Source organism: Hydrogenophaga sp. (assembly GCF_030656115.1).
Classification (GTDB): Bacteria; Pseudomonadota; Gammaproteobacteria; order Burkholderiales; family Burkholderiaceae_C; genus Hydrogenophaga.
In genome coordinates, this window is record NZ_JAUSOO010000123.1 from 46,275 (window position 1) to 70,920 (window position 24,646).

Annotated in this window: 18 protein-coding genes; 5 read left to right on the plus strand and 13 right to left on the minus strand. The window is 66.5% G+C overall.

Annotated features, from left to right (window positions below; translation table 11 throughout):
• Positions 1–10 precede the first annotated feature (10 nt).
• The 13 genes from glgX to Q7J58_RS15565 form a co-directional block, all read right to left on the minus strand.
• A complete protein-coding gene (gene glgX / locus Q7J58_RS15505) occupies positions 11–2,047 on the minus strand; it encodes a glycogen debranching protein GlgX (RefSeq protein ID WP_304829967.1) in 2,037 nt (678 codons plus the stop codon).
• A complete protein-coding gene (gene glgB / locus Q7J58_RS15510) occupies positions 2,044–4,260 on the minus strand; it encodes a 1,4-alpha-glucan branching protein GlgB (protein ID WP_304829970.1) in 2,217 nt (738 codons plus the stop codon). The genes glgX and glgB overlap by 4 nt, the downstream gene beginning before the upstream one ends.
• A 61-nt stretch (positions 4,261–4,321) precedes the next feature.
• Positions 4,322–5,461 carry a sn-glycerol-3-phosphate ABC transporter ATP-binding protein UgpC gene (gene ugpC, locus Q7J58_RS15515; RefSeq protein ID WP_304829973.1) on the minus strand — a complete coding sequence of 380 codons (1,140 nt, stop codon included), beginning with the start codon at positions 5,459–5,461 and terminating at the stop codon, positions 4,322–4,324.
• A gap of 27 nt (positions 5,462–5,488) precedes the next feature.
• A complete protein-coding gene (locus Q7J58_RS15520; RefSeq protein ID WP_304829976.1) occupies positions 5,489–7,144 on the minus strand; it encodes an alpha-glucosidase in 1,656 nt (551 codons plus the stop codon).
• Between the two features lie 83 nt (positions 7,145–7,227).
• A complete protein-coding gene (locus Q7J58_RS15525) occupies positions 7,228–8,064 on the minus strand; it encodes a carbohydrate ABC transporter permease (RefSeq protein WP_304829979.1) in 837 nt (278 codons plus the stop codon).
• Entirely contained in the window at positions 8,064–8,972 is a 909-nt protein-coding gene (locus tag Q7J58_RS15530) for a sugar ABC transporter permease (protein ID WP_304829982.1), read from the minus strand. Before Q7J58_RS15530 ends, Q7J58_RS15525 begins: the two co-directional genes overlap by 1 nt.
• Positions 8,973–9,055: 83 nt before the next feature.
• The gene (locus tag Q7J58_RS15535; protein WP_336623502.1) at positions 9,056–10,333 is read right to left on the minus strand and encodes an ABC transporter substrate-binding protein; all 1,278 of its coding nucleotides are present in this window, start codon (positions 10,331–10,333) and stop codon (positions 9,056–9,058) included.
• Between the two features lie 209 nt (positions 10,334–10,542).
• Positions 10,543–11,610 carry a substrate-binding domain-containing protein gene (locus Q7J58_RS15540; RefSeq protein ID WP_304829985.1) on the minus strand — a complete coding sequence of 356 codons (1,068 nt, stop codon included), beginning with the start codon at positions 11,608–11,610 and terminating at the stop codon, positions 10,543–10,545.
• A 162-nt stretch (positions 11,611–11,772) separates the two neighbouring features.
• Positions 11,773–12,690: a carbohydrate porin gene (locus Q7J58_RS15545; RefSeq protein ID WP_304829988.1), complete on the minus strand. Its 918-nt coding sequence runs from the start codon at positions 12,688–12,690 to the stop codon at positions 11,773–11,775.
• Between the two features lie 405 nt (positions 12,691–13,095).
• On the minus strand, positions 13,096–13,740 hold the full coding sequence (locus Q7J58_RS15550; protein WP_304829991.1) for an ABC transporter ATP-binding protein: 645 nt from the start codon (positions 13,738–13,740) through the stop codon (positions 13,096–13,098).
• Positions 13,737–14,711 (minus strand): tRNA (adenosine(37)-N6)-dimethylallyltransferase MiaA, encoded by a 975-nt coding sequence (gene miaA, locus Q7J58_RS15555; RefSeq protein ID WP_304829994.1) that lies wholly within the window; start codon positions 14,709–14,711, stop codon positions 13,737–13,739. The genes Q7J58_RS15550 and miaA overlap by 4 nt, the downstream gene beginning before the upstream one ends.
• On the minus strand, positions 14,708–16,009 hold the full coding sequence (locus Q7J58_RS15560; RefSeq protein WP_304829996.1) for a multidrug effflux MFS transporter: 1,302 nt from the start codon (positions 16,007–16,009) through the stop codon (positions 14,708–14,710). Before Q7J58_RS15560 ends, miaA begins: the two co-directional genes overlap by 4 nt.
• Positions 16,010–16,058: 49 nt before the next feature.
• Entirely contained in the window at positions 16,059–17,297 is a 1,239-nt protein-coding gene (locus Q7J58_RS15565) for a 3-hydroxyacyl-CoA dehydrogenase (RefSeq protein ID WP_304829999.1), read from the minus strand.
• 86 nt (positions 17,298–17,383) lie between these two features.
• On the opposite strand from Q7J58_RS15565, the gene Q7J58_RS15570 reads away from it, so the two are divergent.
• The 5 genes from Q7J58_RS15570 (at position 17,384) to Q7J58_RS15590 (ending at position 23,394) form a co-directional block, all read left to right on the plus strand.
• Entirely contained in the window at positions 17,384–18,478 is a 1,095-nt protein-coding gene (locus tag Q7J58_RS15570; RefSeq protein ID WP_304830002.1) for a phosphotransferase family protein, read from the plus strand.
• Between the two features lie 57 nt (positions 18,479–18,535).
• Positions 18,536–19,801: an acyl-CoA dehydrogenase family protein gene (locus Q7J58_RS15575; protein ID WP_304830005.1), complete on the plus strand. Its 1,266-nt coding sequence runs from the start codon at positions 18,536–18,538 to the stop codon at positions 19,799–19,801.
• A gap of 19 nt (positions 19,802–19,820) precedes the next feature.
• On the plus strand, positions 19,821–21,578 hold the full coding sequence (locus Q7J58_RS15580) for a long-chain-fatty-acid--CoA ligase (protein WP_304830007.1): 1,758 nt from the start codon (positions 19,821–19,823) through the stop codon (positions 21,576–21,578).
• A 37-nt stretch (positions 21,579–21,615) separates the two neighbouring features.
• The gene (locus tag Q7J58_RS15585) at positions 21,616–22,599 is read left to right on the plus strand and encodes a Bug family tripartite tricarboxylate transporter substrate binding protein (RefSeq protein WP_304830010.1); all 984 of its coding nucleotides are present in this window, start codon (positions 21,616–21,618) and stop codon (positions 22,597–22,599) included.
• Positions 22,600–22,668: 69 nt separating this feature from the next.
• Positions 22,669–23,394 (plus strand): FCD domain-containing protein, encoded by a 726-nt coding sequence (locus Q7J58_RS15590; protein WP_304830013.1) that lies wholly within the window; start codon positions 22,669–22,671, stop codon positions 23,392–23,394.
• Positions 23,395–24,646 lie beyond the last annotated feature (1,252 nt).

Consider the following 24,646-nt stretch of genomic DNA (forward strand, 5'->3'; position numbering starts at 1 on the left):
GGCAAGGCAGTCAAAAGGTGCCGGGTTGAACGGCCAGCCAGACACTGCCGGCAGGCAGTTCCACCGTGGCAGCCAGGGCAAAGGGTTCGGTGGCTCCGCTGTGGGTGTCCAGCCGACGCTGCCAGGGGCCCGGTGGCAACACCACGCGGTGCGGCTGGTTCGTCGGGTTCAGTAGCAACAAGCAGGCCAGCCCCGGTACATCCAGTTGCAGCAGCAGCGGCGTGGCGTGGCTGTGTTCCCATTCGCAGGGGCCCAAGGGGTCGCCGTTGGGCTGGAACCACCGGGCCAGCGGCTCTGACGTGCCGGGGTGGGTGCTGGGGCCGTTGCGCCACCAGTGGCCCCGCAGCGGGGCGAGCGACTGGCGCAGCGCAATGAGCTGCGCCACGAAGTCGGTGAGGCCCGGGTCGGCCTTGCCGGCTGTGTCCCAGTGCAGCCAGGTGCTGGGGTTGTCCTGGCAGTAGGCGTTGTTGTTGCCTTGCTGGCTGTGGCCCAGCTCGTCGCCGGCCAGCAGCATGGGCGTGCCCAGCGAGAGCAGCAGCACCGCCAGCAGGGCGCGGCGCTGGCGCAGCCGGGCGGCTTGTACCGTGGGGTCGTCACTGGGGCCTTCCACGCCGTGGTTCACGCTCAGGTTGTGGCCGTGGCCGTCGCGGTTGCCTTCGCCGTTGGCTTCGTTGTGGCGGTGCACATAGCTCACCAGGTCCATCAGCGTGAAGCCGTCGTGTGCGGTGAGGTAGTTCACGCTGCTGTGGGCCGGCCGGTGGCCAAACACCGCGCTGGATCCGGCCAGCGTGTGGGCCAGCGCGCCGGGCGTGCCGCTCTGGCGCAGCCAGGCGCCGCGCTGGGTGTCGCGGTAGCGGTCGTTCCATTCCAGCCAGCCGGCGGGAAAGGCGCCGAGCTGGTAGCCGCCGTGCCCGATGTCCCAGGGCTCGGCGATCATCAGGCGGTTGCACAGCAGCGGGTCTTGGGCCAACGCCATGAGGAAGGGCGCACGCGGTTGAAAGCCCGTGTGTGGCGGCTCGCCGCGCGCCAGGATGGGGGCCAGATCGAAGCGAAAGCCGTCGATGCCGAAGTCGGTGACCCAGCGGCGCAGGCTGTCCATCACCAGGCGCAGCACCAGCGGCTCGTTCAGGTTGAGCACGTTGCCGCAGCCCGCCCAGTTGACGTAGCGGGCGCGGTCGTGCGGGTCCAGGTGGTAGTACAGCGCGTTGTCGATGCCGCGCAGCGACAGCGTGGGGCCGGTCTCGTCGGATTCGGCCGAGTGGTTGAACACCACGTCGAGCACCACCTCCAGGCCGGCCGCGTGCAGCGCCTCCACCAGGGCGCGGCATTCGTCTCGCGCTCGCTCGGGGGCGCTGGCGTAGCGGGTTTCGGGTGCGGCCCAGCCGATGGTGTTGTAGCCCCAGTGGTTGCTCAGGCCCAGCTGCAGCAGGCGCGGCTCGTCGGCGCGCTGGGCCAGTGGCATCAGGCACACGGTGGTGATGCCCAGGCGCTTCAGGTGTTGGATGGCCGCCGGGTGCGCCAGCCCGGCGTAGGTGCCGCGCAGCGCTTCGGGCACGCCGGGGTGCAGGGCGGAGAAGGCTTTGAGGTGCAGCTCGTACAGCACGCGCTGGGCCGGGTCGATGTGCGGGCGCGGTGCGTGCAGCGGCGGCGGGTCGGCCAGCACGCGGGCTTTCAGGGCGGTGGCGGCGTTGTCGCGCGGGTCGGGCTGGCTCGGGTCGTCGGCGCGGTGGCCGTTGTGGATGCCGTCGCCGTCGTACCGGCCCAGCACCTCGCGGGCGTAGGGGTCGAGCAGCAGTTTGGCGGGGTTGAAGCGCTGGCCCTGGGCCGGGTTCCAGGGGCCGTGCACCCGGTAGCCGTACACCGCGCCCGCGCCCAGTCCGGGTACAAAACCGTGCCAGATGCCGTGCGCATTGCGCGCCAGCGGCTGCCGCGCCGTGCAGGCCTGGCCAGCGCCGTCAAACAGGCACAGTTCCACACCCTGCGCGTGGGGCGCCGCCAGGGCGAAATGCACGCCTTGCGGTGTGACGGTGGCGCCGAGAGCTCTCATGCGTGCAGGCGGCTCAGGGGCGGTTCAACGGGGGCGGGCGGCACCGGGGCCAGGATCACGCAGGCCAGCGGTGGCAGGTTCAGCACCAGCGACTGCGCGTGGCCGTGCGCGGGCTGGGCTTCGGTGTGGCCGGCGCCGCTGTGCTGGCCACTGCCGCCGTACACCGCCGCGTCGGTGTTGATGATTTCTTGCCACGCGCCCGCCAGCGGCACGCCCACGCGGTAACCCGGGCGCGGCACCGGGGTGAGGTTGCACACCACCGCCATTGGGCGGCCCTCGGTGTCAAAGCGCAGCCACGACAGCACCGACTGGCCCGCGTCGTCGTGCGCGATCCAGGCAAAACCCCCGGGCGCGGTGTCGAGTTGGTGCAGCGGCGTGTGGTGCTGGTAGACGCGGTTGAGGTCGCGCACCAGGCGCTGCATGCCGGCGTGGCGCGGGTCGTTCAGCAGCGCCCAGGGCAGTTGGGTGTCGGCCGACCATTCGGTGGGCTGGGCGAATTCGCAGCCCATGAACAGCAGCTTTTTGCCGGGGTAGGCCCACATGTAGCCGTAGAGCGTGCGCAGGCCGGCAAAGCGCTGCCAGTCGTCGCCGGGCATGCGCTGCAGCAGCGAGCCTTTGCCGTGCACCACCTCATCGTGCGAGAACGGCAGCATGAAGTTTTCACTGAACGCATAGACCAGGCCGAAGGTGAGTTCGTTGTGGTGGTGGCGCCGGTGGATCGGGTCGCGGGCAAAGTAGTGCAGGCTGTCGTGCATCCAGCCCATGTTCCATTTGTAGTGAAAGCCCAGGCCGCCGCCTTGCAGGTCGGCGCTGGGTGGGCGGCTCACGCCGGGGAACGAGGTGGATTCTTCGGCCACCATCAGCGTGCCGTCGCGCTCCACGCCCACGGTGTGGTTCAGGCGGCGCAAAAAGTCGATGGCTTCCAGGTTTTCGCGGCCACCGTATTGGTTGGGCACCCACTGGCCCTCGGCGCGGCTGTAGTCGCGGTAGAGCATGGAGGCCACCGCGTCCACACGCAGGCCGTCAATCCCAAAGCGCTCTATCCAGTACAGCGCGTTGCCAATCAGGTAGTTGCGCACCTCGGGCCGACCGTAGTTGTAAATGAGGGTGTTCCAGTCTTGGTGGAAGCCCTCTTTGGGGTCGGCGTGTTCGTAGAGGTGGGTGCCGTCAAAGCGGGCCAGGCCGTGGCTGTCGGTGGGAAAGTGGGCGGGCACCCAGTCCAGCAACACGCCCACACCGGCGGCGTGCGCCGCGTCCACAAAATACTGAAAGTCTTCGGGCGTGCCAAAGCGCGCGGTGGGCGCGTACAGACCCACCGGCTGGTAACCCCAGGAGCCGTCAAACGGGTGTTCAGACACCGGCAGCAGCTCCAGGTGGGTAAAGCCCATGTCGCGCACATAGGGCACCAGGGTGTCGGCCAGCTCGCGGTAGTTCAGCCAGCGCCAGCCGTCTTGCTTGCGCCACGAACCCAGGTGCACCTCGTAGACGCTGATGGGCTGGTCAAAGCGGTTGGCGCGGGCGCGCGCGGGGGCCATGGGACGTGCCGGGGGCAGGGCCTGCACCACGCTGGCGGTCTCGGGCCGCAGCTGGCAGCGAAAGGCGTAGGGGTCGCTTTTGAGCAGGCGCTCACCGCTGGCGGTGACGATCTCGAACTTGTACAGCTCGCCCGCGCCCAGGCCGGGCGCAAAGGTTTCCCAGATGCCGCACTCGCGGCGCAGGCGCATGGGCAGGCGCCGCCCGTCCCATTGGTTGAAGCCACCCACCACCGACACGCGCACCGCGCTGGGGGCCCACACGGCAAAGCTGACACCGGCCACGCCGTCGAGCGTGCGCGGGTGCGCGCCCAGGCACTCAAAGGGCCGCTGGTGCGTGCCCTCGGAGAGCAGCCACACGTCCAACTCGCCCAGCACCAGGCCGAAGGCAAATGGGTCGTCCACCCGGCTGCTGTGGCCGCTGGCCCACTGCACCTCAAACCGGTGTGCAAACGGCGGCGTGTCGGCGGGCAGGGCCAGCGAAAACACGTCGCTGCCCTCTGCGCGTTGCAGCCTGCCGTGGTGCTGGTCGCTGTGGCGGTCCAGCAGGTCCACCTGCTGCGCGCCCGGCAAAAATGCATGCGCCCAGAGGGCGCTGGCGAAGCGGTGCAGGCCCAGCACGGCGTAGGGGTCTGGGTGCTGGCCGGACTGGATCGCTTGAACGTCTTGGGTTGTCAGCATGACCGGAACTCCCGCCGAAAAACTGGGGTGAATGGGGCCGGAGGCTTGTGCGCTCCGGGGTTCAAACCGGCAAGGATACGGTACGCGTCAGCGCCTGGCCGCTGCTGTCGAACAGGTGCAGGTCGCACGCATCCACCTGCAAGCGGATGGTGGCGCCGATCTTGAGTGCGGTGGTGCCTTCGAGCTTGAGGGTGATGGTGGGCAGGCGCTCGTCCAGCCGCAGGTACAGCAGCGAGGCCTCGCCCAGCTTTTCAATGTGGTCCACCTGCGCGGGCAGGCTGTTGGGGCTGTTGTCATCGCTGGCCAGGCGCATGTGTTCGGGCCGCAGGCCCAGGCTCACCGGCTGTTGGGCCGTCAGGTGCTCGGCCTGCACCGCCACCTCAAACACCTGTCCCACCACGCTGATGTGCGCCATGCCCGGGCTGGCCGACAAAAAGGTGGCGGGCAGGATGTTCATCTTGGGCGAGCCAATGAACTCGGCCACAAACAGGCTGTTGGGCCGGTGGTACAGGTCCATGGGGGTGCCAATCTGGGCGATGGATCCGTGGGTCTGCACCTCGGGGCCGGCGCGCAGCAGCACGATTTTGTCGGCCAGGGTCATGGCTTCCACCTGGTCGTGGGTCACATAAATCATGCTGGCGGTGCCAATCTCGCGGTGCAGCTTGGCAATCTCCAACCGGGTTTGCACGCGCAGGGCGGCATCCAGGTTGGACAGCGGCTCGTCAAACAAAAACACGCGTGGCTCTTTGACGATGGCGCGGCCAATGGCCACGCGCTGGCGCTGGCCGCCCGAGAGTTCTTTGGGCAGGCGGTCCAGCAGCGGGGTGAGCTGCAGGATGTCGGCGGCTTCGCGCACTTTTTTGTCAATCTCGGCGGCGTTGGAGCCAAACACCTTCAGGCCAAAGCCCATGTTGTCGCGCACCGTCATGTGTGGGTACAGGGCGTAACTTTGGAACACCATGGCCACGCCCCGGCGTGCGGGCGGCAGGTCGTTGACGCGCTCGCCGCCAATGGACAGGTCGCCCGAGCTGATGTCTTCCAGCCCGGCCACCATGCGCAGCAAGGTGGACTTGCCGCAGCCCGAGGGGCCCACGAACACACAAAACTCACCTTTTTCAATGGTGAGGTTGGCGTTGTTGATGGTGAGCGGGGACTGCGGCGCATAGCGCTTGCAGACGTTTTTGAAATCGATCCGGGACATGGGTTTCTCCGTCGGGGGTGTGGGGGTTCAGGCCTGCAGAAACAGACCGCCCCAGGGTTCAAAGTGCAGCGTGTCGGTGTCCAGACGGGCACCGCTCAGCCCGCTGCCCAGCAACGTGGCGGCGCCAGCCCATTCGGGTGGCAGGGCCAGGTGGGCGGCCTGGTCGCTGAAGTTGAAGACGCACAGCAGGCGCTGCGTGCCTTGGGCGCTGGCGTGTTCGCGCACGATGCCCAGCACCTGCGGGTGCAGCGGCAGCAGGGCCATGCGGCCGTGCACCAGCGCGGGCTGCTGGCGGCGCCAGTGCAGCAACTGCGTGAAGTAGCTCAGCAGGCTCTCAGCGCGCCCGGCTTGCTGGTCCACCGCCAGCGGTGTGTGGGTGGTGGCCACCGGCAGCCAGGGCTTGGCGCCGGTGGTGAAACCGGCGTGCGGTGCGTCGGCCACCCAGGGCATGGGGGTTCGGCAGCCGTCGCGGCCTTTGAACTCGGGCCACATGGTGATGCCATAGGGGTCTTGCAGGTCTTCAAAGGCCAGTTGTGCCTCAGGCAGGCCCAGCTCTTCGCCCTGGTACAGGCAGACCGTGCCGCGCAGGCTGGCCTGGAAGGCGGCGGCCAGGCGCAGCAGCTGCGGGTTGGGTGGTGTGCCGCCCCAGCGCGAGGCGGAGCGTTCGCAGTCGTGGTTGGACAGCGCCCAGCACGGCCAGCCGTCGCCCACCACGGCGTTGAAGCGCTCCAGCGTGCCGTGCAGAAACGCGGTGCTGTGTTGCTCGCCGAGCAGGTCAAAGCAATAGGCCATGTGCAGTTTGTCGCCGCCGGCGGTGTATTCGGCCACGCGGGCCAGGCCGTCGTCGTCGCCAATTTCGCCCACCATGGTGGTGTCGGGGTACTGGTCGAGCAGGGCGCGCAGGCGCTGCATGAACACCAGGTTTTCCGGGCGGCTTTTGTCGTACACGTGCCACTGCCAGCCGTAGGGGTTGAACGGGTTCACCGCTGGGTCGGGCTTGTCGAGGTCGGGGGCGCCGCGTCCGGGGTTGCTGCGCAGCTCGGCGTCGTGGAAGTAGAAGTTGGCGGTGTCCAGCCGGTAGCCGTCCACGCCCAGGTCGAGCCAGAACTTGACCGTGGCCAGCAGCGCGTCCTGCACGGCGGGGTTGTGGAAGTTCAGGTCGGGCTGGCTGGTCAGGAAGTTGTGCAGGTAGTACTGGCAACGGCGCGTGTCCCACTGCCAGGCGCTGCCGCCAAAAATGCTCAGCCAGTTGTTGGGTGGTGAACCGTCGTCCTGGGCATTGGCCCACACGTACCAGTCGGCCTTGGGGTTGTGGCGGGTGGCGCGGCTCTCGGCAAACCAGGGGTGCTGGTCGCTGGTGTGCGAGAGCACCTGGTCAATCATCACCTTGAGTCCGAGTTCGTGGGCGCGTTGCACCAGCACCTTGAAGTCGTCGAGCGTGCCAAACATGGGGTCCACGTCGCAGTAGTCGCTGACGTCGTAACCGAAGTCCTTCATCGGGCTTTTGAAGAAGGGCGAGAGCCAGATGCCGTCGGCCCCGAGGGCGGCAATGTGTTCCAGCCGCTGGGTGATGCCGGGCAGGTCGCCAATGCCGTCGCCGTTGCTGTCTTGAAAGGAGCGCGGGTAGATCTGGTAGATCACGCCGCCGCGCCACCAGCCGTTGTTGGGTGCTTTTGGTGTCATGGTGTTGAGGTCTTGGGGGTTGGATTCAAAAGGGATACGCAGTATTCAGGCCAGCCCGCTCCTCGCGCGGGTTCACAAGGCGTTCAGCCCTTCACCGCGCCGGCCGTGAGGCCCGAGACGATCTTTTTCTGGAACGCCAGCACCAGGCCGAGCAGGGGCAGGGTCACCAGCACCGAGGCGGCCATGATGTTGCCCCACGGAATGTCGTATTTGCTGGCGCCTGAAATGAGCGAGATGGACACCGGCACGGTGCGTTCGTTGTTGTCCAGCACAAAGGTGAGGGCGAACAGGAATTCGTTCCAGGCCGCAATGAAAGCCAGCAGGCCGGTGGACACCAGCGCGGGCCACAGCAGTGGCATGAACACATCTTTGATGATGCGCCAGGGGCCGCAGCCGTCCATGATGGCGGCCTCTTCCAGCTCTTTGGGCAGTTGCTTCATGAAGGTGGTGAGCACCCACACGGTGAAGGGCAGGGTGAAGATCATGTAGGGCAGCACCAGGCCAATGGCCTTGTTGTACAGGCCCAGAAACCGGATCAGCTCAAACATGCCCGCCAGCACCGCCACCTGCGGAAACATCGACACGGCCAGCACCGCCGTGAGCAGCAGGCCCCGGCCTTTGAAGTTGATGCGGCCCAGCGCATACGACGCGGTGACCCCAATGAACAGCGAGATCGACACCACCAGCACCGACACCATGACCGAGTTCAGAATATGGCGGCCAAAGGGTTGTTCGGCCAGGGTGAACAGCGACACATAGTTGCTGAACGACACCGTGTTGGGCCACAGCGTCGATTCAAACAAGGCCGAGCCGGTTTTGAACGAGGTGGACACCGCGTAAATGAACGGGAACACCGAGATCACCACCACCACCGCGGCGGCCAGATAAAGCGCCACGCGCCAGTACCAAGCGGATTTCATCAGTCTTCCCCTAACTTCATGCGGCTCAATTTGATGGCCGCCACGGTACACAAACCAATGATCAGGAACAGCGCAGTGGAGGCGGCGGAGCCGTAGCCCATGTAGCCGTTGTCGATCATTTCGCGCCGCACAAAGCCCGACATGGAAATGGTGCTGTTGTTGTTCGAGGTCAGCACGTAGATCAGGTCAAACACGCGCAGCGCGTCGAGCAACCGGAAAATCACCGCCACCATCAGCGCGGGTTTGATCAGTGGCAGCGTCACCTTCCAGAACACGCGCAGCGGGTGCACGCCGTCCACCTCGGCGGCCTCGTAGCAGTCTTTGGGCAGGGTTTGCAGCGCGGCCAGAATCAGCAGCGCCATGAACGGTGTGGTCTTCCACACATCCACCGCCACCACGGTCCACATGGCGTATTCGGGCTGGGCGGTCCAGGCAATTTTGTCGGTGATGATGCTGGCGTCCACCAGCCACTGGTTGATGATGCCGAACTGGTCGTGCAGCATCCAGCCCCACATCTTGGCCGACACAATGGTGGGAATGGCCCAGGGCACCAGGACCGCGGTGCGCACAAAGGTGCGGCCTTTGAAGTCCTGGTTCAACAGCATCGCCACGCCCAGGCCCATCAGGGTTTCCAGCGTGACCGAGACGATGCTGAACTTGAGCGTGTTCAGAATCGATATGCCCCAGTCGCTGGCAAAAAAGCCGTCGGTGTTGTTCGGGTTGGCGAACAGCCCGTATTCGCCAAAATAATTTTCCAGGCCCACGAACTTCGTGGCCGAGAGGTCGTTGATGTTGGCGTCGGTGAAGCTGAACCAGATGGTGCGGCCCAGCGGCCACAGGGCCACCAGCGTCAGCACCAGCAGCATCGGGGCCATGAAGGTCCAGGCGGTGCGGGTCTTGTTGTTCATGAGGAGGGGTTTGTTTCTGGTTCAGGCCGAAGGGGTGTCCAGGGCACCAGGCCCCGGACACGTGCGGTGCTCAACCGGTCAGATCACCACTGGTTGCGCTTGACCTGCTTGAGCTTGCCTTCGAGCTTCTTCAGGCTGTCTTCGGCGGTGGCCTTGCCTGAGAGCACGTCGTGCGTGGCGTTCCAGAACGCCGAGCTGACCTCGGGGTATTTGGCGCCGGTGGCGGTGGCCGGGCGCGGCACGGCGCTGGTGAACACGCTGTAGAGGTCGCCAAAGAAGGGGTTGGCTGCCAGCACGTCCTTGTCCTGGTACAGGGCCGCAATGGTCGGGTTGTACGAACCCTTGATGGCGCGCATTTTCTGCACTTCGGGGCTGGTCATGTGCATCACCAGCGAAGCGGCGGCTTCGGGGTTCTTGGAGTACTTGCTCACCGCCAGTTGCCAGCCACCGAGCGTGGCCGCGTTCTGGCCGTTGGCACCTCCCCTGGGCAGGGCCGACACACCAATTTTGTCTTTGATCTTGCTGTCGGCGCCGTTGCCCAGCGACCAGGCGTAAGGCCAGTTGCGCATGAAGGCCGCGTTGCCGTTCTGGAACACGCCACGGGCTTCTTCTTCGGCGTAGTTCAGCACGCCTTGGGGCGCGATGGTGCCGATCCAGGACGCAGCGGTTTTGAGCGCGGCCACGGCGTTGGGGTTGTTGACCGTGATCTCGCCCTTGTCGTTGACGATGTTGCCCCCGCCAAAGCTGTGAACCCATTCCACCGCGTTGCAGCTCAGGCCTTCGTAGGCCTTGGCCTGGAACACAAAGCCCTGAAAGTCGCGGTTGCCCGCAGCGCGCTCACCATCTTGAATTTTCTTGGCGGTGGTGGCCAGCTCGTCCCAGGTGGTGGGTGCTTTGGCGCCGTATTTCTCCACCAGGTCTTTGCGGTAGAACAGCAGGCCCGCGTCGGTGAACCACGGCATGGCCAGCAGCTTGCCGCCCACCGTGTTGTTGGCCACGATGGCCGGGAAGTGCTCTTTTTCAGCGCCTTTGCTGTAGGGCTTGAGGTCCAGCAGGTGGTCTTTGATGACGCCCGGCCACACCACGTCCACGTTGATCACGTCCAGGTCGGTGGACTTGGCGGCAAACATCTGGCGAAACAGCGCCAGGATGTCGGTGGTGCTGTTCGGGATGGTGAACAGCTTGACTTCATGGCCGGTTTTCTTGGCCCACTCGGACGTGGTTTGTTTGCAGAACTCGAAGTCCTGACCGACCGAGCCGCAAGAAATGGTGATGGTGGCGGCGTGGGCGCCGGCGATCCACAGCGGGGCGGTCAGCGCCAGGGCGGCGGCTTTGGCCATCAGGGAGGGGTGTTGTGTCATTGGTTGGCCTTCGGTGTGTTTGTGGGTTCCATGGACTGCCCAGCGTCAGCGGCTTGTAGCGGCAGTGACGGTATTGAAGCACCGGTGCAAACGATTGCATGATGGGGTTTTCACCTACCAATGGAAACGAAACCCGAACGAAACCACCGCTGACAGTCTGTAGCCGTTGCTTCGGCGACGAAAGCGGTCAACAGGCGAACAGCGGCCTGTCAGCGGCTGCTCTCGCGCTCGATCAGCTCGGTGGGCAGCACCACGTTGCGCCGGGGTTGGCCGGCGATGGACTCAAACAGCAGGTCCACCAAAGCACGCCCGGCCAGGGCGTAGGGCTGGCGCACCGAGCTCAGCGAGGGGTGCATGTGTTCGGCCAGCGCAATGTCGTCGTAGCCGACCAGCTTGACCTGCGAAGGCACGGCAATGCCGCGCTCGCTCAGGGCGCCCAAGATGGACACGGCGCACACATCGCTGCTGGCAAAAATGGCGTCGAACTCCAGGTGCTGGTCCAGCCACTGGTCGATCACAGCCCGAATGCGCGAGTCGCTGAACAAAAAAGACTGGTGCAGCCGGGGGTCGGGCGTGAGCCCGGCCTCTTGCAGGGCTTTCACGTAGCCCTGGTGACGAAGCCCGGCCTCGGGGTGGTTCACGTCGCCAAAAAAAGCAATGTGGCGGCAGCCCCGCTGAATCAGGTGGCGGGTGGCCAGGTAGCCGCCCTGCAGGTTGTCGCTGCCCACGGTGGGGTAAATGGCGTCGGGCAGCGCCGCGCCCCACACCGCCATGGGCACATCCATCTTGGCCAGCTGGTTCAGCCGTTCGTGCCAGGTGAGCTGGCCAATCACCACCAGCCCGGCCACCTGGCCGCTCTCCACGATGGCGGCCAGTTGTTGCGGCGCGCCCTCTTTCATGCGCGAGAGCAGCAGGCTCATGCCGCGCTCGTCCAGCGCGTCGGCCACGGTGCCCACCACGCTGAGCAAAAACGGGTCTGAAATGGCCTGCATGCTGTCGCCCAGAATCACCACACCGATGGTCTGCACATCGCGCTTGCGCAGGTTGGCGGCCCCCACGTTGACGCGGTAGTTCAGCGAGCGGGCCAGCTCCACGATGCGGGTGCGGGTGGCCTCCGGAATGAGGGTGCTGCCGCTGAGCGCGCGCGAAACGGTGGAGGTGGACACGCCCGCCAGCCGGGCAATGTCGGTCATCTGCATGCGTCGGCGGCCTTCTGGGGCGGCTGCGGCTTCGCGGGGCGGTTTGGCTGGGGCTTGGGTGGGGTTGTTGCGCTGCATCGGACCATTATTCCACCGCGCCCAAGACCCGGTGGGGCAGCGCCCATGCTGGTCGATCGGTCACAAAAAAACCCGGTACCTTGCGGTACCGGGCAACATGAAAAACCTTGAAGAAACGGCCAGGACACCCTGTTTGAAGGGGTGTCCGAAGGATCGAAACGATCAGAACGCGTAGTTGATGCGCACGCGCGCAGCGGTCTGGCCCTTGGAGCCCGTGCCACCCTTGGCGAAGCTGATGGCCGGGGTGATGCTGGCGCCTTTGACGCCCATCAGCGGCAGGGTGTAGGCGGCGTACACGGTGGTGGCTTTCTGGGCTGCGGTAGCACCTTTACCCGACACCAAACCAATGCCGGCGGCGCCGATGGTGGCGTTCACGCCGAAGGTCTTGTCGTCCTCTTTCTTGGCAAAGTTGACGTTGATGTGGGTGTCTTTGTCGAGCTGGTAGCCCGCCGACAGACCCAGGCCGTTTTCAGAGCCTGTTGCAGCGCCCACCACCTTGACCGATTCCAGGCCAGCGCGCAGCGTCAGCGGGCCGCTGGTGTACACCACACCAGGGCGGAAACCTTTGGACTCGCCAGCGTCTTTGCTGAACACCAGACCCAGTTCCAAGCGCAGGCCTGGGGCGGCGTTCAGGCCCAGGGCACCGTGGAACACATCGCTGCCTTTGCGGCCGCGCAGGGCATTCGCCTGGTAGGGGGTGTAACCAGCGTACTCCAGCACGGTGTCTTTGCCGACCGGGAACAGATCCATGGCTTCAAAGCGGCCCAGCTTCACGTCGGCGGTGGTGTTGCCTGCCTGCACCCACATGTCGTCCACACCGGTGTTGCCGTCCTTTTTCAGCAGCAGGCTGGCGCGGGCGGCCACGAAGGCGTCGCCGCTGGTGGCCTTGGCGCCCACGTTGAATTCAACACGGCCACCCAGCGACAGGTCGCTGGCGCGGGCGTTGGTGGCGGGAGCGTCCACCTGGTTGGTGTAGGTGGTGTCGAGTTCCAGGTTGGCATCCAGGGTCATCTGGGCCTGGGCGGCAGCGGCAGAAGCACACAGGGCGGCCACAGCGGCCAGTTTGAAAACGTTTTGCATGAGAGAGCTCCGATGATTGGTTTGGGGGACGCTTCGATGTACCTAGATTTCATGAAAATTAAAAATAGGTTGCATAAAAGTGGCGCTATTCGATCATTGGTGCAAACGTTTGCACTTGGTGAAAACCCTTAAAAATTTGAATGTTTTAGGTACGTAACTCCCATTTCAATGCCGATGCAACAGCTAGGGAAAATCCTTATAGTGCAAGCGTTTGCAAAGGAATAAAAGTTCATCAATCAAATTGATTAATCAACTTGATTTGTCAATTTTTCTGAGCGATGGAGCCCCTTGCAACGCGCCGTACGGCGTGTGGTGTCTGACCCGGTTGGCTGGCTGGCGATCCATGCGTGCGTGGCGCACGTGCGGCCGTTTTGAAGCCGCTGTGGGCGGCGTGTCAGCGCGGGTTCAGCGGCAGCCCGTGGCGCTGAGCCGCAGCTGGCGCTGGGCCCGCGCGGCGGCGGCTTCGGAGTGTGTGACCAGCACCAGCGCGGCGCCGCTGTGTGCGGCCTGTTGCTGCAGCACGTCCATCACCTGCGCGGCGGTGCTGGGGTCGAGGTTGCCGGTGGGCTCGTCGGCCAGCAACAGGCTGGGCCGGTGCACCAGCGCCCGGGCAATGGCCACGCGCTGCAATTGCCCGCCCGAGAGCTGCGCGGGCAGGCGCTCGCCCAGGGCACCCAGGCCCACGGCGTCGAGCATTTCTGCCACGCGGACCGGGTCGGGCCGTTTCAGCAGCAGCAACGGCAGGCCCACGTTTTGCGCCACGTCCAGGTGCGGCAGCACATGGAAGGCCTGGAACACAAAGCCCAGCTTTTCGCGCCGCCAGTGGGCGCGCTGGGTGTCGGTCAGCGTGCCCAGGTCCACGCCGTCGTGGGTGATGGTGCCGCTGCTCCAGCCGTCCAGCGCGGCCATGCAGTTGAGCAGGCTGGACTTGCCCACGCCCGATTCGCCCACAATGGCCACAAATTCACCCGGCTCCACGCGCAGGTTGACGTGGCTGAACACCGGGGTGTGGCCGTAGTGTTTGCTCAGGTCGCAAATGTCCAGGCTCATGCGGGTGGCCCCAGCAGGTCTTGGGCGCGTTGCAGCACCTGGGCCAGCGCATCGGGCGCGTCGCAAGCCACCACCACGCGTTCGGGCATGCCGCGCAGCCAGGTGATCTGGCGCTTGGCCAGTTGGCGGGTGGCCGCCACGCCGCGTTCGCGCAGTTCGGCCAGTTGGGCTGCGTTGGGCGTGTCGCCCGCCGCGGCCAACGTTTCCCAGGCCTGGCGGTAGCCCACGCAGCGCATCGACGGCAGGTCGGGGTGCAGGTCGCCACGGGCGCGCAGCCGGCGCACCTCGTCCAGAAAACCGCCGTCCAGCATGGCGTCAAAGCGCTGTGCAATGCGCGCGTGCAGCCAGGCGCGGTCGTTCGGCTCCAGCGACAGCAGCGCGCCGCTCGCCAGGGGGTTGGGGATGGCGCTGGTGCCGGTCTGAAACGCCGAGATGGGTTGTCCCGACACCGCAAACACCTCCAGCGCCCGCTGAATGCGTTGCGAGTCGTTGGGCGAGAGCCGGGCGGCGGTGGGCGCGTCCACCTGCGCCAGTTCGGCGTGCAGTGCGGGCCAGCCCAGCGCGTGGGCGCGGGCCTCGATGCGCTCACGCACGGCGGCATCGGCACGGGGCATGTCGTCCATGCCGTGCATCAGCGCCTTGAAATACAGCATGGTGCCGCCCACCAGCAGCGGGGTGCGCCCGCGCGCCCGGATCTCGCCCATGAGGCGGGTCGCGTCGGCCACGAATTCGGCGGCGCTGTAGGCCTGCAGCGGGTCGCGGATGTTGATGAGGTGGTGCGGCACCTGCGCCAGCTCGGCGGGCGTGGGCTTGGCGGTGCCAATGTCCATGCCCCGGTACACCAGCGCGGAATCGACACTGATGATTTCCACCGGCCAGCGCTGCGCCATGGCCAGCGAGGCCGCGCTTTTGCCGCTGGCGGTGGGGCCGGCCAGGGCGATGCAGGCGGGCTGTGTGCTTGGGTGGCTCATGGTCGGGTGGGTGTGGCTTCGCACGGCGCCGCACCGTCGGGTGCCGTGGGAAAAACGCGCATGGGCTCTGGTGGTTTCTTGCTCTCACCAAAGCGCTGCACCAGCGTCCAGGCGGTGGCGGCAATCAGCACGCTCCAGAACCCAATGCCGTTGGTGAGCGGCAGCACGCTGCCCGGGCCCTCGCCCAGGGTGGCCAGGCTCTTGCCGAGCCAGCCGCCCATGAAAAAGGCCGCCACCATCATCAGAAAACCGCTCAGCGCCGAGGCCGCGCCCGCAGCCTGCGGAAACGGGCTGATCGCACCGCTCTGGCCGCAGGGTTGGTGCACGCCGTGGGCCATCATGAACAGGTAAAACGGCACCATGATGGCCCACAGGTTTTGTACGCCCATGAGCGCCATGGCGCCCATGGCGGTGCCACCGGTGAGCGTGAACGCGCCCGCAATGGCCACGGTGCGGCGCACGCCAAAGCGCAGCAGCAGGCGGCGGCAGGCGAAGGTGCCCAAGATGTAGCTGAGCGACATCGACATCATCACCAGGCCGTAGCTGGTTTTGCTCAGGCCCAGTACCTGAATGAACACGAACGGCGATGTGGCCAGAAACGTGAACAGCCCGCCGTACGACGCGGTGGCCAGCAGCGCATACGCGAGGAACGTGGGGTGCCGCGCAATCCGACCCCAGGTGCGCAGCAGCGTGAGCGGCTGCAGCGCTTGCGGGTTTTTCTGTTGCAGCGTTTCTTCAAACCGCCATGCCAGCAGCGCCAGCGTGATTGCACCAAACACCGCCAGCGCCAGCAGCGCCATGCGCCAGCCAAACAGGTCGGACAGCAGCCCACCCAGCGGCGCACTGGCACAGGCGATCACGCCCAGCCCGGTAAGCCCTTTGGACATGATGCGCGCGCCCTCGGTGGGTGCGTACAGGTCGCGCACGATGGCGCGCGCACACATCACCCCCGCGCCCATGGCCGCGCCTTGCACGGCGCGCCAGGCAATCAGGTGCTCCATCGATGGCGAAAACGTGCTGCCCACCGAAGCCGCCACAAACGCCGCCATGCCGATCAACAAAATCGGGCGGCGCCCAAAGCGGTCCGACAACGGCCCCCACACCAGTTGCGAGAGACCAAACGACAGCAGCAAGGCGGTCAGTGTGAGCTGCGCCTGCGCCATGGGCGCACCAAAACCGGTGGTCAGCGCGGGCAGGGCGGGCAGGTACAGGTCGGTGGCCACAGGCTGCAGACCCAGCAGCAGCGACAGCGTGAGAACGATCAGGCCAGGGGCCATCGGGGAGGACTTGGAGGGCATTCGGTCGAGGGTAGCAGAAGCCATTTGTGCGCGTATGTCGGCGGTGTGGTCAGACTCCAGCCCCAACGGCCGACAGCGCCATGGGCCCTCCGCGATCGGCCGGAAAACCGTAGCCCAGCACCCACACCAGGTCGATGTCGCTGGCCCGGCAGGCCATGCCTTCGGCCAACAGGCGGTGCCCTTCCTGCACCAGCGGCTCCAGGCAGCGTTGCACGATGGCTGCGTCGTCGATCGCGCCGATGGGGGCAATGCCCAGGCGGGCCGCTTCTTCGGCGCAGAGGCGGGCCAGGTCGGGGTCCACGCGCACCTGGCGGTTGTCGTGCAGGTAATGGCCGCGTCCGCTTTTGTGGCCCCAGCGCCCGAGCTCGGCCAGCCGGCGCGTGATCCGGCGGTAGGCCGGGGGTTGTTGGAAGCGGCGTTCGCGCATCGCCAGCACCTGGCTGACCAGGTCGGTGCCCGCCATGTCCAGCGTGCGGCACGGCCCCAGAGCGAACCCGAAATTTTCCAGAGCGCGGTCGATCTGGTGCGCGGCCACCCCTTGCAGCTGCAAGGCATCGACCTCGCGCAGATAGCCCTCGAACATGCGGTTGCCGATGAAGCCCCAGGCGTTGCCCGCCAGCACCGGCAGTTTGCCCAGGCGCAGCGCCAGGGCACGGGCGCGGGCCAGGCTGGTGTCGCTGGTGGCGTGCCCGCGCACCACCTCCACCAGCGGGGTCAGCTGCGCCGGGGTGAGGAAATGCATGCCCGCCACGCGGTCGGGCCGGCCGCAGCGGTGGGCCAGTTCGTCGATGTCCAGCGTCGAGGTGTTGCTCAGCAGCAGGGTGTGGGGCGGGCAGGCCGCGTGCAGCTGGGCGAGCAAGGCCTGTTTGGCGGCAGGGTCTTCCACGATGGCTTCGATCACCACGTCGGCTTCGGCCAGCCCGGCGCCGTTTGTGCTGGTGCGCAGCCGGGCGAGCTGCTCGGCCCGCGCCTGCGGGGTGAGCCGGCCGCGGGCCACGGCGCGGGCCAGGCTGTTGGCCATGCGTTCGGCGCCGCGCTGTGCGGCGGCCTCGCTGGTGTCCAGCAAGTGCACCCGCAGACCAGCGGCCAGCGCGCACTGGGCGATGCCGCTGCCCATGGTGCCTGCGCCCACCACCGCCACCACCGCGTCGGGTGGCTGGGCAGGGTCGGGCGCGGGCCATTCGGCACCGTTCAGCGCGGCGTCCCGGGCGTGTGCCAGGTGCGCCTGTGCCCGCGCTCGCTGGGCGGCATTGATGGGGGTGTTGTACCCGGTGGCGGTGGGGGTCATGGTTTGTCTCCTGTGGGACGGGTTAAGGGTTTGGCCTGATGGATAGATGATTGGATTGTCCGACAATCATTTCAAACACCTTGTTTATGAAAACCCTGACACACAAAGAAACCGCACCCGCTGCCGCCCACGGGCTGGATCTGCGGGCACTCACCCGTTGCCTGGCGCCGCACGTGGACGCCGATCTGGCGGGCTTGCAAGCCGAACGCATCAGCGGCGGCCAGTCGAACCCCACCTGGCGCCTGTCGAGCGGGGACCGGGCCTGGGTGCTGCGCGCCAAGCCCGGCCCGGTGGCCGGCCTGCTGCCGTCGGCGCACGCCATCGAACGCGAATTCCGGGTGTTGCAAGCCTTGCGGGGTTCACCGGTGCCGGTGCCGCGAGCCCGTGTGTTGTGCGAAGACGAATCGGTGATCGGGGCGGCTTTTTATGTGATGGACTGGGTGGACGGGCGGATCCTGCGCGACGCGCGCCTGCCTGGCCTGCCCTTGAGCGAGCGCGCCGCCTACCACCAGGAAGCCCTGCGCGTGCTCGCTGTGCTGCACCGTGTGGACTGGCGCGGCGCTGGGCTGCAAGACTTTGGCCGCCACAGCGGTTTCTTTGGCCGGCTCATTCACCGCTGGGGCCAGCAATACCGCGCCAGCGTGGTCGAGCCCGTGGCCGCCATGGAGCGCCTCGCCCAGTGGCTGCCCGGGCACATTCCCAGCGGCGCGGACGGCGAGGGCAACACCTGCCTGACGCACGGCGACTTCCGGCTGGAAAACCTGATGTTCCACCCCGAGCGCGCGAGCGTGGTCGCGGTGCTGGACTGGGAGCTGGCCACGCTGGGCCACCCTTTGAGCGACCTGGCTTACCACTGCCTGGCCTGGCACCTGCCGTGCGGCGTGTTGCGCGGTTTTGGCGATCAGGACCGGGCCGCGCTGGGCATTCCGAGCGAGCGCGAACACATTGAAAGCTATTGCGCCCAGACGGGCCGCTCGGTGGACGCCGTGCTGGCCGACTGGCCGTTTTACCTCGCCTGCAACCTGTTCCGCCTGGGCGCCATTTTGTTGGGCATTGCCGCCAGGGTGCGCGAGGGCACGGCGGCCAACCCCGACGCGCTGGAGATCGCCCGCATGGCGGTGCCGGTGGCCGAACTGGGTTGGGCCATGGCCCAGGGGCAGGTGCTCACGCACAAGGCCTGAGAGGCTGAGCTGCAACAAGCCCCAGGAACCTTGCTTTACTTCACAGGAGTCACTTCCATGCCTTTCTTCATCGAATCGGACAAGACGCGCGCGGTGCGCGAACGCCTGGTGTCTTTTATGGACACCCACATCTACCCCAACGAAGCCCGGGTGGCGGCCGAGGCCGCCGCGCAGCGCTGGGACTCGGCCGACGGCTGGAGCACCTGCCCCACGGTGGCGCGGCTCAAGGGGCTGGCGCGCGAGGCGGGGCTGTGGAACCTGTTCCTGCCGCATTCCGAGCGCGCACCCGAGGGCTTGTCCAACTTCGACTACGCGCCGCTGTGCGAAGTGATGGGCCGGGTGCACTGGGCCAGCGAGGTGTTCAACTGCAGCGCGCCCGACACCGGCAACATGGAAACGCTGGAGCGCTACGCCAGCGAAGCCTTGAAAGACCGCTGGCTGGAGCCGCTGCTGCGTGGCGAGATCCGCTCCGCCTTTCTCATGACCGAACCGGCGGTGGCCTCGTCGGATGCGACCAACGTGCAGTGCGACATTCGGCGCGACGGCGACCACCTGGTGATCAACGGCCGCAAGTGGTGGTCCACCGGCGCCGGCAGCCGGCACTGCAAGGTCTTCATCGTCATGGGCAAGACCGACCCCGAGGCGCCGCGCCATGCGCAGCAAAGCATGGTGGTGGTGCCCGCCGACACACCCGGTGTGACCGTGTTGCGCGCCGTGCCGGTGTTCGGCTACGACCACGCGCCGCACGGCCACATGGAGGTGTTGCTGGAAAACGTGCGCGTGCCGGTGGACCACATCCTGCTGGGCGCAGGCCGGGGGTTCGAGATTGCGCAGGGACGCCTCGGCCCCGGGCGCATCCACCACTGCATGCGCTCCATTGGCGCGGCCGAACGCGCGCTGGAACTCATGTGCCACCGCCTGGCCAGCCGCACCGCGTTTGGCCAGCCGCTGAGCGAGCAGAGCGTGTGGCACGAGCGCATTGCGAATGCGCGCTGCAAGATCGAACAGGCGCGCCTGCTGACCCTGAAGGCGGCCTGGATGATGGACACCGTGGGCAACAAGGCCGCTCAGGCCGAGATCGCGATGATCAAGGTGGTGGCGCCCAGCATGGCCTGTGAGGTCATCGACATGGCGATCCAGGCGCACGGTGGCGCGGGCGTGAGCGACGACTTCGTGCTCGCCTTCGCCTACGCCGACCAGCGCACCCTGCGCCTGGCCGATGGGCCGGACGAGGTGCACCGCCAGGCGCTGGCCAAGCTGGAACTCACCCGCCTGGGCCTGCGCCACAAGCCGGTGGCCGTGCCGGTGACGCGCGGTTGCTGAGGGGCGCTGCATGGATGCCATGAACACCCCCGCCACCTGGCCCGATGGCCCGCACGCCGCCCACTGGCCGCCAGGCGTGCCGGCGCAACTGAGCCTGCCCCAGGAGCCGCTCTGGGCCGCCTTCGAGCGCCGCGCCCACACCGAGCCCGAGGCCCAGGCGCTCGAGTTCCTGGGCCGCCCCTTCAGCTGGCGCGAGCTGCACACCGGCGCGTTGCGCCTGGCCGCCGCGCTGCAGAACCTGGGGGTCCAACCCGGCGACCGCGTGCTGCTGTTCATGCAGAACAGCCCGGCCTATGTGATCGGTTTTCACGCGGTGCTGCGCGCCGGTGCGGTGGTGGTGCCAGTCAATCCCATGAACAAAGCCGACGAGCTGGGGCACGCCATCGCCGACCCCGGCGCAGCGGTGGCCATGGCCACGGCCGACATCGCGCCCGAGTTGCTGAGCGCCGCCGACCGGCAGGCCGCCCAGCCCGTGCTGCACCACCTGGTGGTGGTGGACTGGGCCGATCTGCTGCCGCCCGCAGGGGCGGGCCGCGAGCACTGGCCCGAGGCGTGGACCGGCTGGCTGCTGGCGCCCCCACCCGCCCTGCGCACCACCACCGTGGCGCTGCACGCCTGGCGCGCGCTGCTGGCGCGCTCCGCCGAGCCCCGCCCGGTGACCGTGCGGCCCACCGATCTGGCGCTGCTGCCTTACACCAGCGGCACCACCGGCGCGGCCAAGGGCTGCATGCACACCCACGCCACGCTGATGCACAACGTGGTGGCGGCCGGCCCCTGGCTGGACATGCGCGCGGGCGACGTGGTGCTGGTGGTCACGCCCATGTTCCACATCACCGGTCTGGTCATGGGCCTGCTCGCTGCGGTGCACCACGGCTGCCGCCTGGTGCTGCTGCCGCGCTGGGACCGGCGGCAAGCCGCGCGCGCCATCGAAACCCAGCGCGTGACGCACTGGTCCAATATTCCGACCATGGTGATCGACCTGCTGGCGCTGCCCGGCATCGACCAGATCGACTTGAGCAGCCTGCGCTACATCGGTGGCGGTGGTGCGGCCATGCCCGAAGCGGTGGCCACCCAGCTGCAGCAGCGCCTGGGGCTGACCTATGTGGAGGGTTACGGCCTCACCGAAACCGCCGCGCCCACGCACTGCAACCCGCGCCACGCCGCGCGCAGCCACTGTCTGGGCATTCCCTACATCGGTACGCAGGCGCGGGTGGTGCACCCCGACACGCTGCAGACGCTGCCCACCGGCGAGGTCGGCGAAATTCTCGTCAGCGGGCCGCAGGTGTTTCAGGGTTACTGGCGGCAGGACGCCGCGACGCAGCAGGCCTTTGTCGAGATCGATGGCCAGCGCTGGTTCCGCACCGGTGACCTCGGGCGGGTCGATGCCGACGGCTACTTCTTCATGGCCGACCGGCTCAAACGCATGATCAACGCCAGCGGTTTCAAGGTCTGGCCGGCCGAGGTGGAAGCGCATCTGCACCAGCACCCGGCGGTGCAGGAGGCTTGCGTGATTGCGGTGCGCGACCCCTACCGGGGCGAAAGCGTCAAGGCGGTGATCGTGCCCCGCGCCGAACACGGCCACACCCTGCAGCCCGAAGACGTGATGGCCTGGGCCCGCCGCCACATGGCGGTCTACAAGGTGCCGCGCAGCGTGGAACTGGTGCAGACCCTGCCGCGCAGCGCCTCGGGCAAGGTGTTGTGGCGCGTGTTGCAGGCCGAAGAAGATCGGCGCAGCACCCCAGACCCCGGGCCGGCGGCCACCACCCCGAGCACCTGATTTTTCACCCCCCGTAGTTCAACAGAAGGAGACAAGCATGAAGACCCATCCCATTCAGCGACGCCGCATCACCCAGGCCCTGCTGGCCAGCCTCGTGGCCGTGGGGCTGCCCAGTGCAGCGCTGGCGCAGGACGCGCCAGCGAAGATCCTGGTCGGCTTCCCCGCAGGCGGCTCGTTCGACACCATTGCCCGCGTGCTGGCCGAGAAGCTCAAGACCGAGTTCAACCGCCCGGTGCTGGTGGAGAACAAATCCGGCGCCGGTGGCCGCATTGCGGTGGAAACGCTCAAAGCGGCTCCGAACGACGGCAGTGTGGTGATGCTCGGGCCAGACGCGCTGCGTTCCCTGTATCCCTTCACCTTCAAGAAACTGAACTACGACCCCATCAAAGACCTGGTGCCCGTGGGAACGGTCAGTGAATTTGCCTTTGCCATGGCCAGTGGTGCCGAACCCAGGGTGGACAACCTGGCCGAATTTGTGACCTGGGCCAAAAAGAACCCCGCGCAAGCCAACTACGGCATCCCCGCCCGTGGCGCCCCTCACCACTTCTTCGGCATGGTGCTGGGCGACGCCATCGGCGTGAAAATGCTCGACGTACCGTTTCAGGGCAGCGCGCCCATGGCCTCCGCGCTCATGGGCGGGCACATCAGCTCCAGCATCGATGTGCTCTCCAGCCTGGTCGAGTCGCACAAGTCCGGCAAGCTCAAGGTGCTGGCGGTGTCGTCCGAGCAGCGCGACCCCCAGTTGCCCGACGTGCCCACCTTCGCCGAACAGGGCTACCCCAGCATCACCGGCATGGGTTTTAACGCGCTGTACGCCCCGGCGGGCACACCCGCCAACGTGGTGCTGACCTGGAACAAAGCGCTGGCCAAGGTGTTGGCCATGCCCGATGTGAAGGCGCGCCTGCAGACCATGGGCTTTCACCCGGTGGGCCGGTCACCCGAAGAGTTGGCCGCGCGCGGTGCCCAGTCGGCCAAGCGCTGGGAGCCGGTGATCAAGGCATCGGGTTTCACAGCCGACTGAGGGGGGTGATCGACAGGGCAGGGGCTGGCATACACTGCCAGTCCCTTCGCTCTCCCGCAGCTTTGCCCGATGGACATCGAAAAACTCCAGCTCCAACCCGCCTACCGCGTCGTCTCCGACGATCTGCGCCAGCGCATCGTGCGCGGTGAGGTGCTGCAGGGCGATGCGATTCCCACCGAAGGGGAGCTGGCCGCCAGCTACGGCGTGCACCGTTCCACCATCCGGGAAGGCCTGCGCCAGCTGGAACAGGACGGCCTGCTGCGCCGGGAGGGCAAAAAGCTGGTGGTCAGCATTCCGCGCCACAGCGACCTGGCCAACGCCGCCGAGCGTGCGCTGCGCATGCACCAGGTGACCTTTCGCGACGTGTGGGAGGTGGCGTCTTCGCTCGAACCGCTGTGCGCGCAACTGGCGGCCGAACGCATCACGCCCGACGAACTGGCGGCCGTGGCCCGCAACCTGGAGCGCACCGCCGCCACCGTGGCCGCGGGCCAAACGGCCGTGACCAGCACCATCGAATTTCAGGCCCTGGTGGCCGAGGCCACACACAACCAGGCGCTGCAGTTGGCGCGGGCGCCGGTGAGCCAGCTCATGCGGGCGGGCTACGCGGCCATTGCGCCGGCGTTGCCGCAGTCCGGTGAACGCTTGCTGGAGGCGCACCGCCACGTGCTCGATGCGCTGCAACGCCACGACGCCGAGGCCGCCGTGCAGTGGACGCGCAAGCACCTGGTGGACTACCGGCGCGGCTGCGAGTACGCCGGGCTGGACCTGGATGCCCCGATTCCATTGGGTGTCTGAGAAGCTGAGCCCTCAGCGCAAGCCAAACAGCGCCGCCAGCGCCACCCTTGGTCGCTGTGGCCTGACATGCATTGGCAGATGTCCAGAACCCCGGTGATCAACCAGGCCATTTCCAACGCGTGGTTGCGGGAGCAAGGTTTGCTCAGTGTCAAAGACCTGTGGTGCAAGGCACAGGGTTGCACGGAAAAGAAGGGGAAAGCTTCGTCGAGCGTGCCAACTTGGTTGTTCCGCCCACTGCGGACCCGCACGGCGGGTGGTGTGGGGGGCGACGGTTAGAAGCCGTTGCCTACCCGATTCGGCATCACTGCGCGCCGGAGACTAAAAGAAGTTTTCGGGCCACAGAAATGCGGGGAGGTGCTGCCGGATGAGATTGGCCTGCGCCTGATAGCCCCGAGCTTCTAACTCACGAAGGAAGTATGGCCACGGCGGAATGTTGCTGGTGTAGACCTCAACCGACGAAGTAGACATTCCGCCTCCCGCAGATGTAGACAAGCCACCGTATTGCGCCGTGGAAAGCCCGCCATACTGCGTCGTTGATAGACCGCCATATTGGGACGTTGACAGCCCACCGTACTGAGAAGTGGATAGGCCACCATACTGTGAAGTGGACATTCCTCCGTACTGGGAAGTAGATAAGCCGCCGTATTGCGAAGTAGAGGCTCCGCCGTATTGTGACGTTGACATTCCACCGTACTGTGCTGTCGAAAGACCACCGCCTTGCGCAGTGCTGAGATTGCGCGGCCACGTTCTCATGGCTGGAATTTCTGGTCTCGCCATCAAACTTCTCCAAAGGTTACTTGTAATGCCGAACACTTAGCGTTTAACTACCGCACCAGCCAAGCCAGCCAGCGGCGGTGACGTCATTCGCGGTAGATGAACCATGTTGAGCCAAACCGCAGCAGAGACGGTGGTGTGGGAATCAACGGAATAGGGGATTGATGATTTCACCCCCCCGCCATGGGAAGTCATTATGGCTTGACTGGGTACCTGCAAAGGCCTTTTTCGGGCCACAGTTCCGGTCTGTTGCGCGGCCACCGCCACATTTTTCCCAGCGCGTGAGCGGTGCAATCGGGCAGCCCAGCCAAGCGCCCACACACCCACCTGGCGCAACTGTTTGTTGAGCAGTTGAACCAGGGGTTTGAGGTGTTCATAAAAGCGCCCCTTGCGCGCCCTGAGGGGGTCAAGTCTCGTATTGCAAGACGCAGGCGCCAAGCGGTAATTTCTTGAAATACAAGACCTGACCCCGTTGTAC

Bases quoted from the DNA above. Each gene is read 5' to 3' on its own strand.
- Q7J58_RS15540 (WP_304829985.1), bottom strand. From the start codon at position 11,610: ATGCAGCGCAACAACCCCACCCAAGCCCCAGCCAAACCGCCCCGCGAA.
- Q7J58_RS15560 (WP_304829996.1), bottom strand. From the start codon at position 16,009: ATGCCCTCCAAGTCCTCCCCGATGGCCCCTGGCCTGATCGTTCTCACG.
- glgX (WP_304829967.1), bottom strand. From the start codon at position 2,047: ATGAGAGCTCTCGGCGCCACCGTCACACCGCAAGGCGTGCATTTCGCC.
- ugpC (WP_304829973.1), bottom strand. From the start codon at position 5,461: ATGTCCCGGATCGATTTCAAAAACGTCTGCAAGCGCTATGCGCCGCAG.
- miaA (WP_304829994.1), bottom strand. From the start codon at position 14,711: ATGAGCCACCCAAGCACACAGCCCGCCTGCATCGCCCTGGCCGGCCCC.
- Q7J58_RS15580 (WP_304830007.1), top strand. From the start codon at position 19,821: ATGAACACCCCCGCCACCTGGCCCGATGGCCCGCACGCCGCCCACTGG.
- Q7J58_RS15590 (WP_304830013.1), top strand. From the start codon at position 22,669: ATGGACATCGAAAAACTCCAGCTCCAACCCGCCTACCGCGTCGTCTCC.
- Q7J58_RS15525 (WP_304829979.1), bottom strand. From the start codon at position 8,064: ATGAAATCCGCTTGGTACTGGCGCGTGGCGCTTTATCTGGCCGCCGCG.
- Q7J58_RS15550 (WP_304829991.1), bottom strand. From the start codon at position 13,740: ATGAGCCTGGACATTTGCGACCTGAGCAAACACTACGGCCACACCCCG.
- Q7J58_RS15565 (WP_304829999.1), bottom strand. From the start codon at position 17,297: ATGACCCCCACCGCCACCGGGTACAACACCCCCATCAATGCCGCCCAG.
- Q7J58_RS15530 (WP_304829982.1), bottom strand. From the start codon at position 8,972: ATGAACAACAAGACCCGCACCGCCTGGACCTTCATGGCCCCGATGCTG.
- Q7J58_RS15535 (WP_336623502.1), bottom strand. From the start codon at position 10,333: ATGACACAACACCCCTCCCTGATGGCCAAAGCCGCCGCCCTGGCGCTG.
- Q7J58_RS15545 (WP_304829988.1), bottom strand. From the start codon at position 12,690: ATGCAAAACGTTTTCAAACTGGCCGCTGTGGCCGCCCTGTGTGCTTCT.
- glgB (WP_304829970.1), bottom strand. From the start codon at position 4,260: ATGCTGACAACCCAAGACGTTCAAGCGATCCAGTCCGGCCAGCACCCA.
- Q7J58_RS15575 (WP_304830005.1), top strand. From the start codon at position 18,536: ATGCCTTTCTTCATCGAATCGGACAAGACGCGCGCGGTGCGCGAACGC.
- Q7J58_RS15570 (WP_304830002.1), top strand. From the start codon at position 17,384: ATGAAAACCCTGACACACAAAGAAACCGCACCCGCTGCCGCCCACGGG.
- Q7J58_RS15585 (WP_304830010.1), top strand. From the start codon at position 21,616: ATGAAGACCCATCCCATTCAGCGACGCCGCATCACCCAGGCCCTGCTG.
- Q7J58_RS15520 (WP_304829976.1), bottom strand. From the start codon at position 7,144: ATGACACCAAAAGCACCCAACAACGGCTGGTGGCGCGGCGGCGTGATC.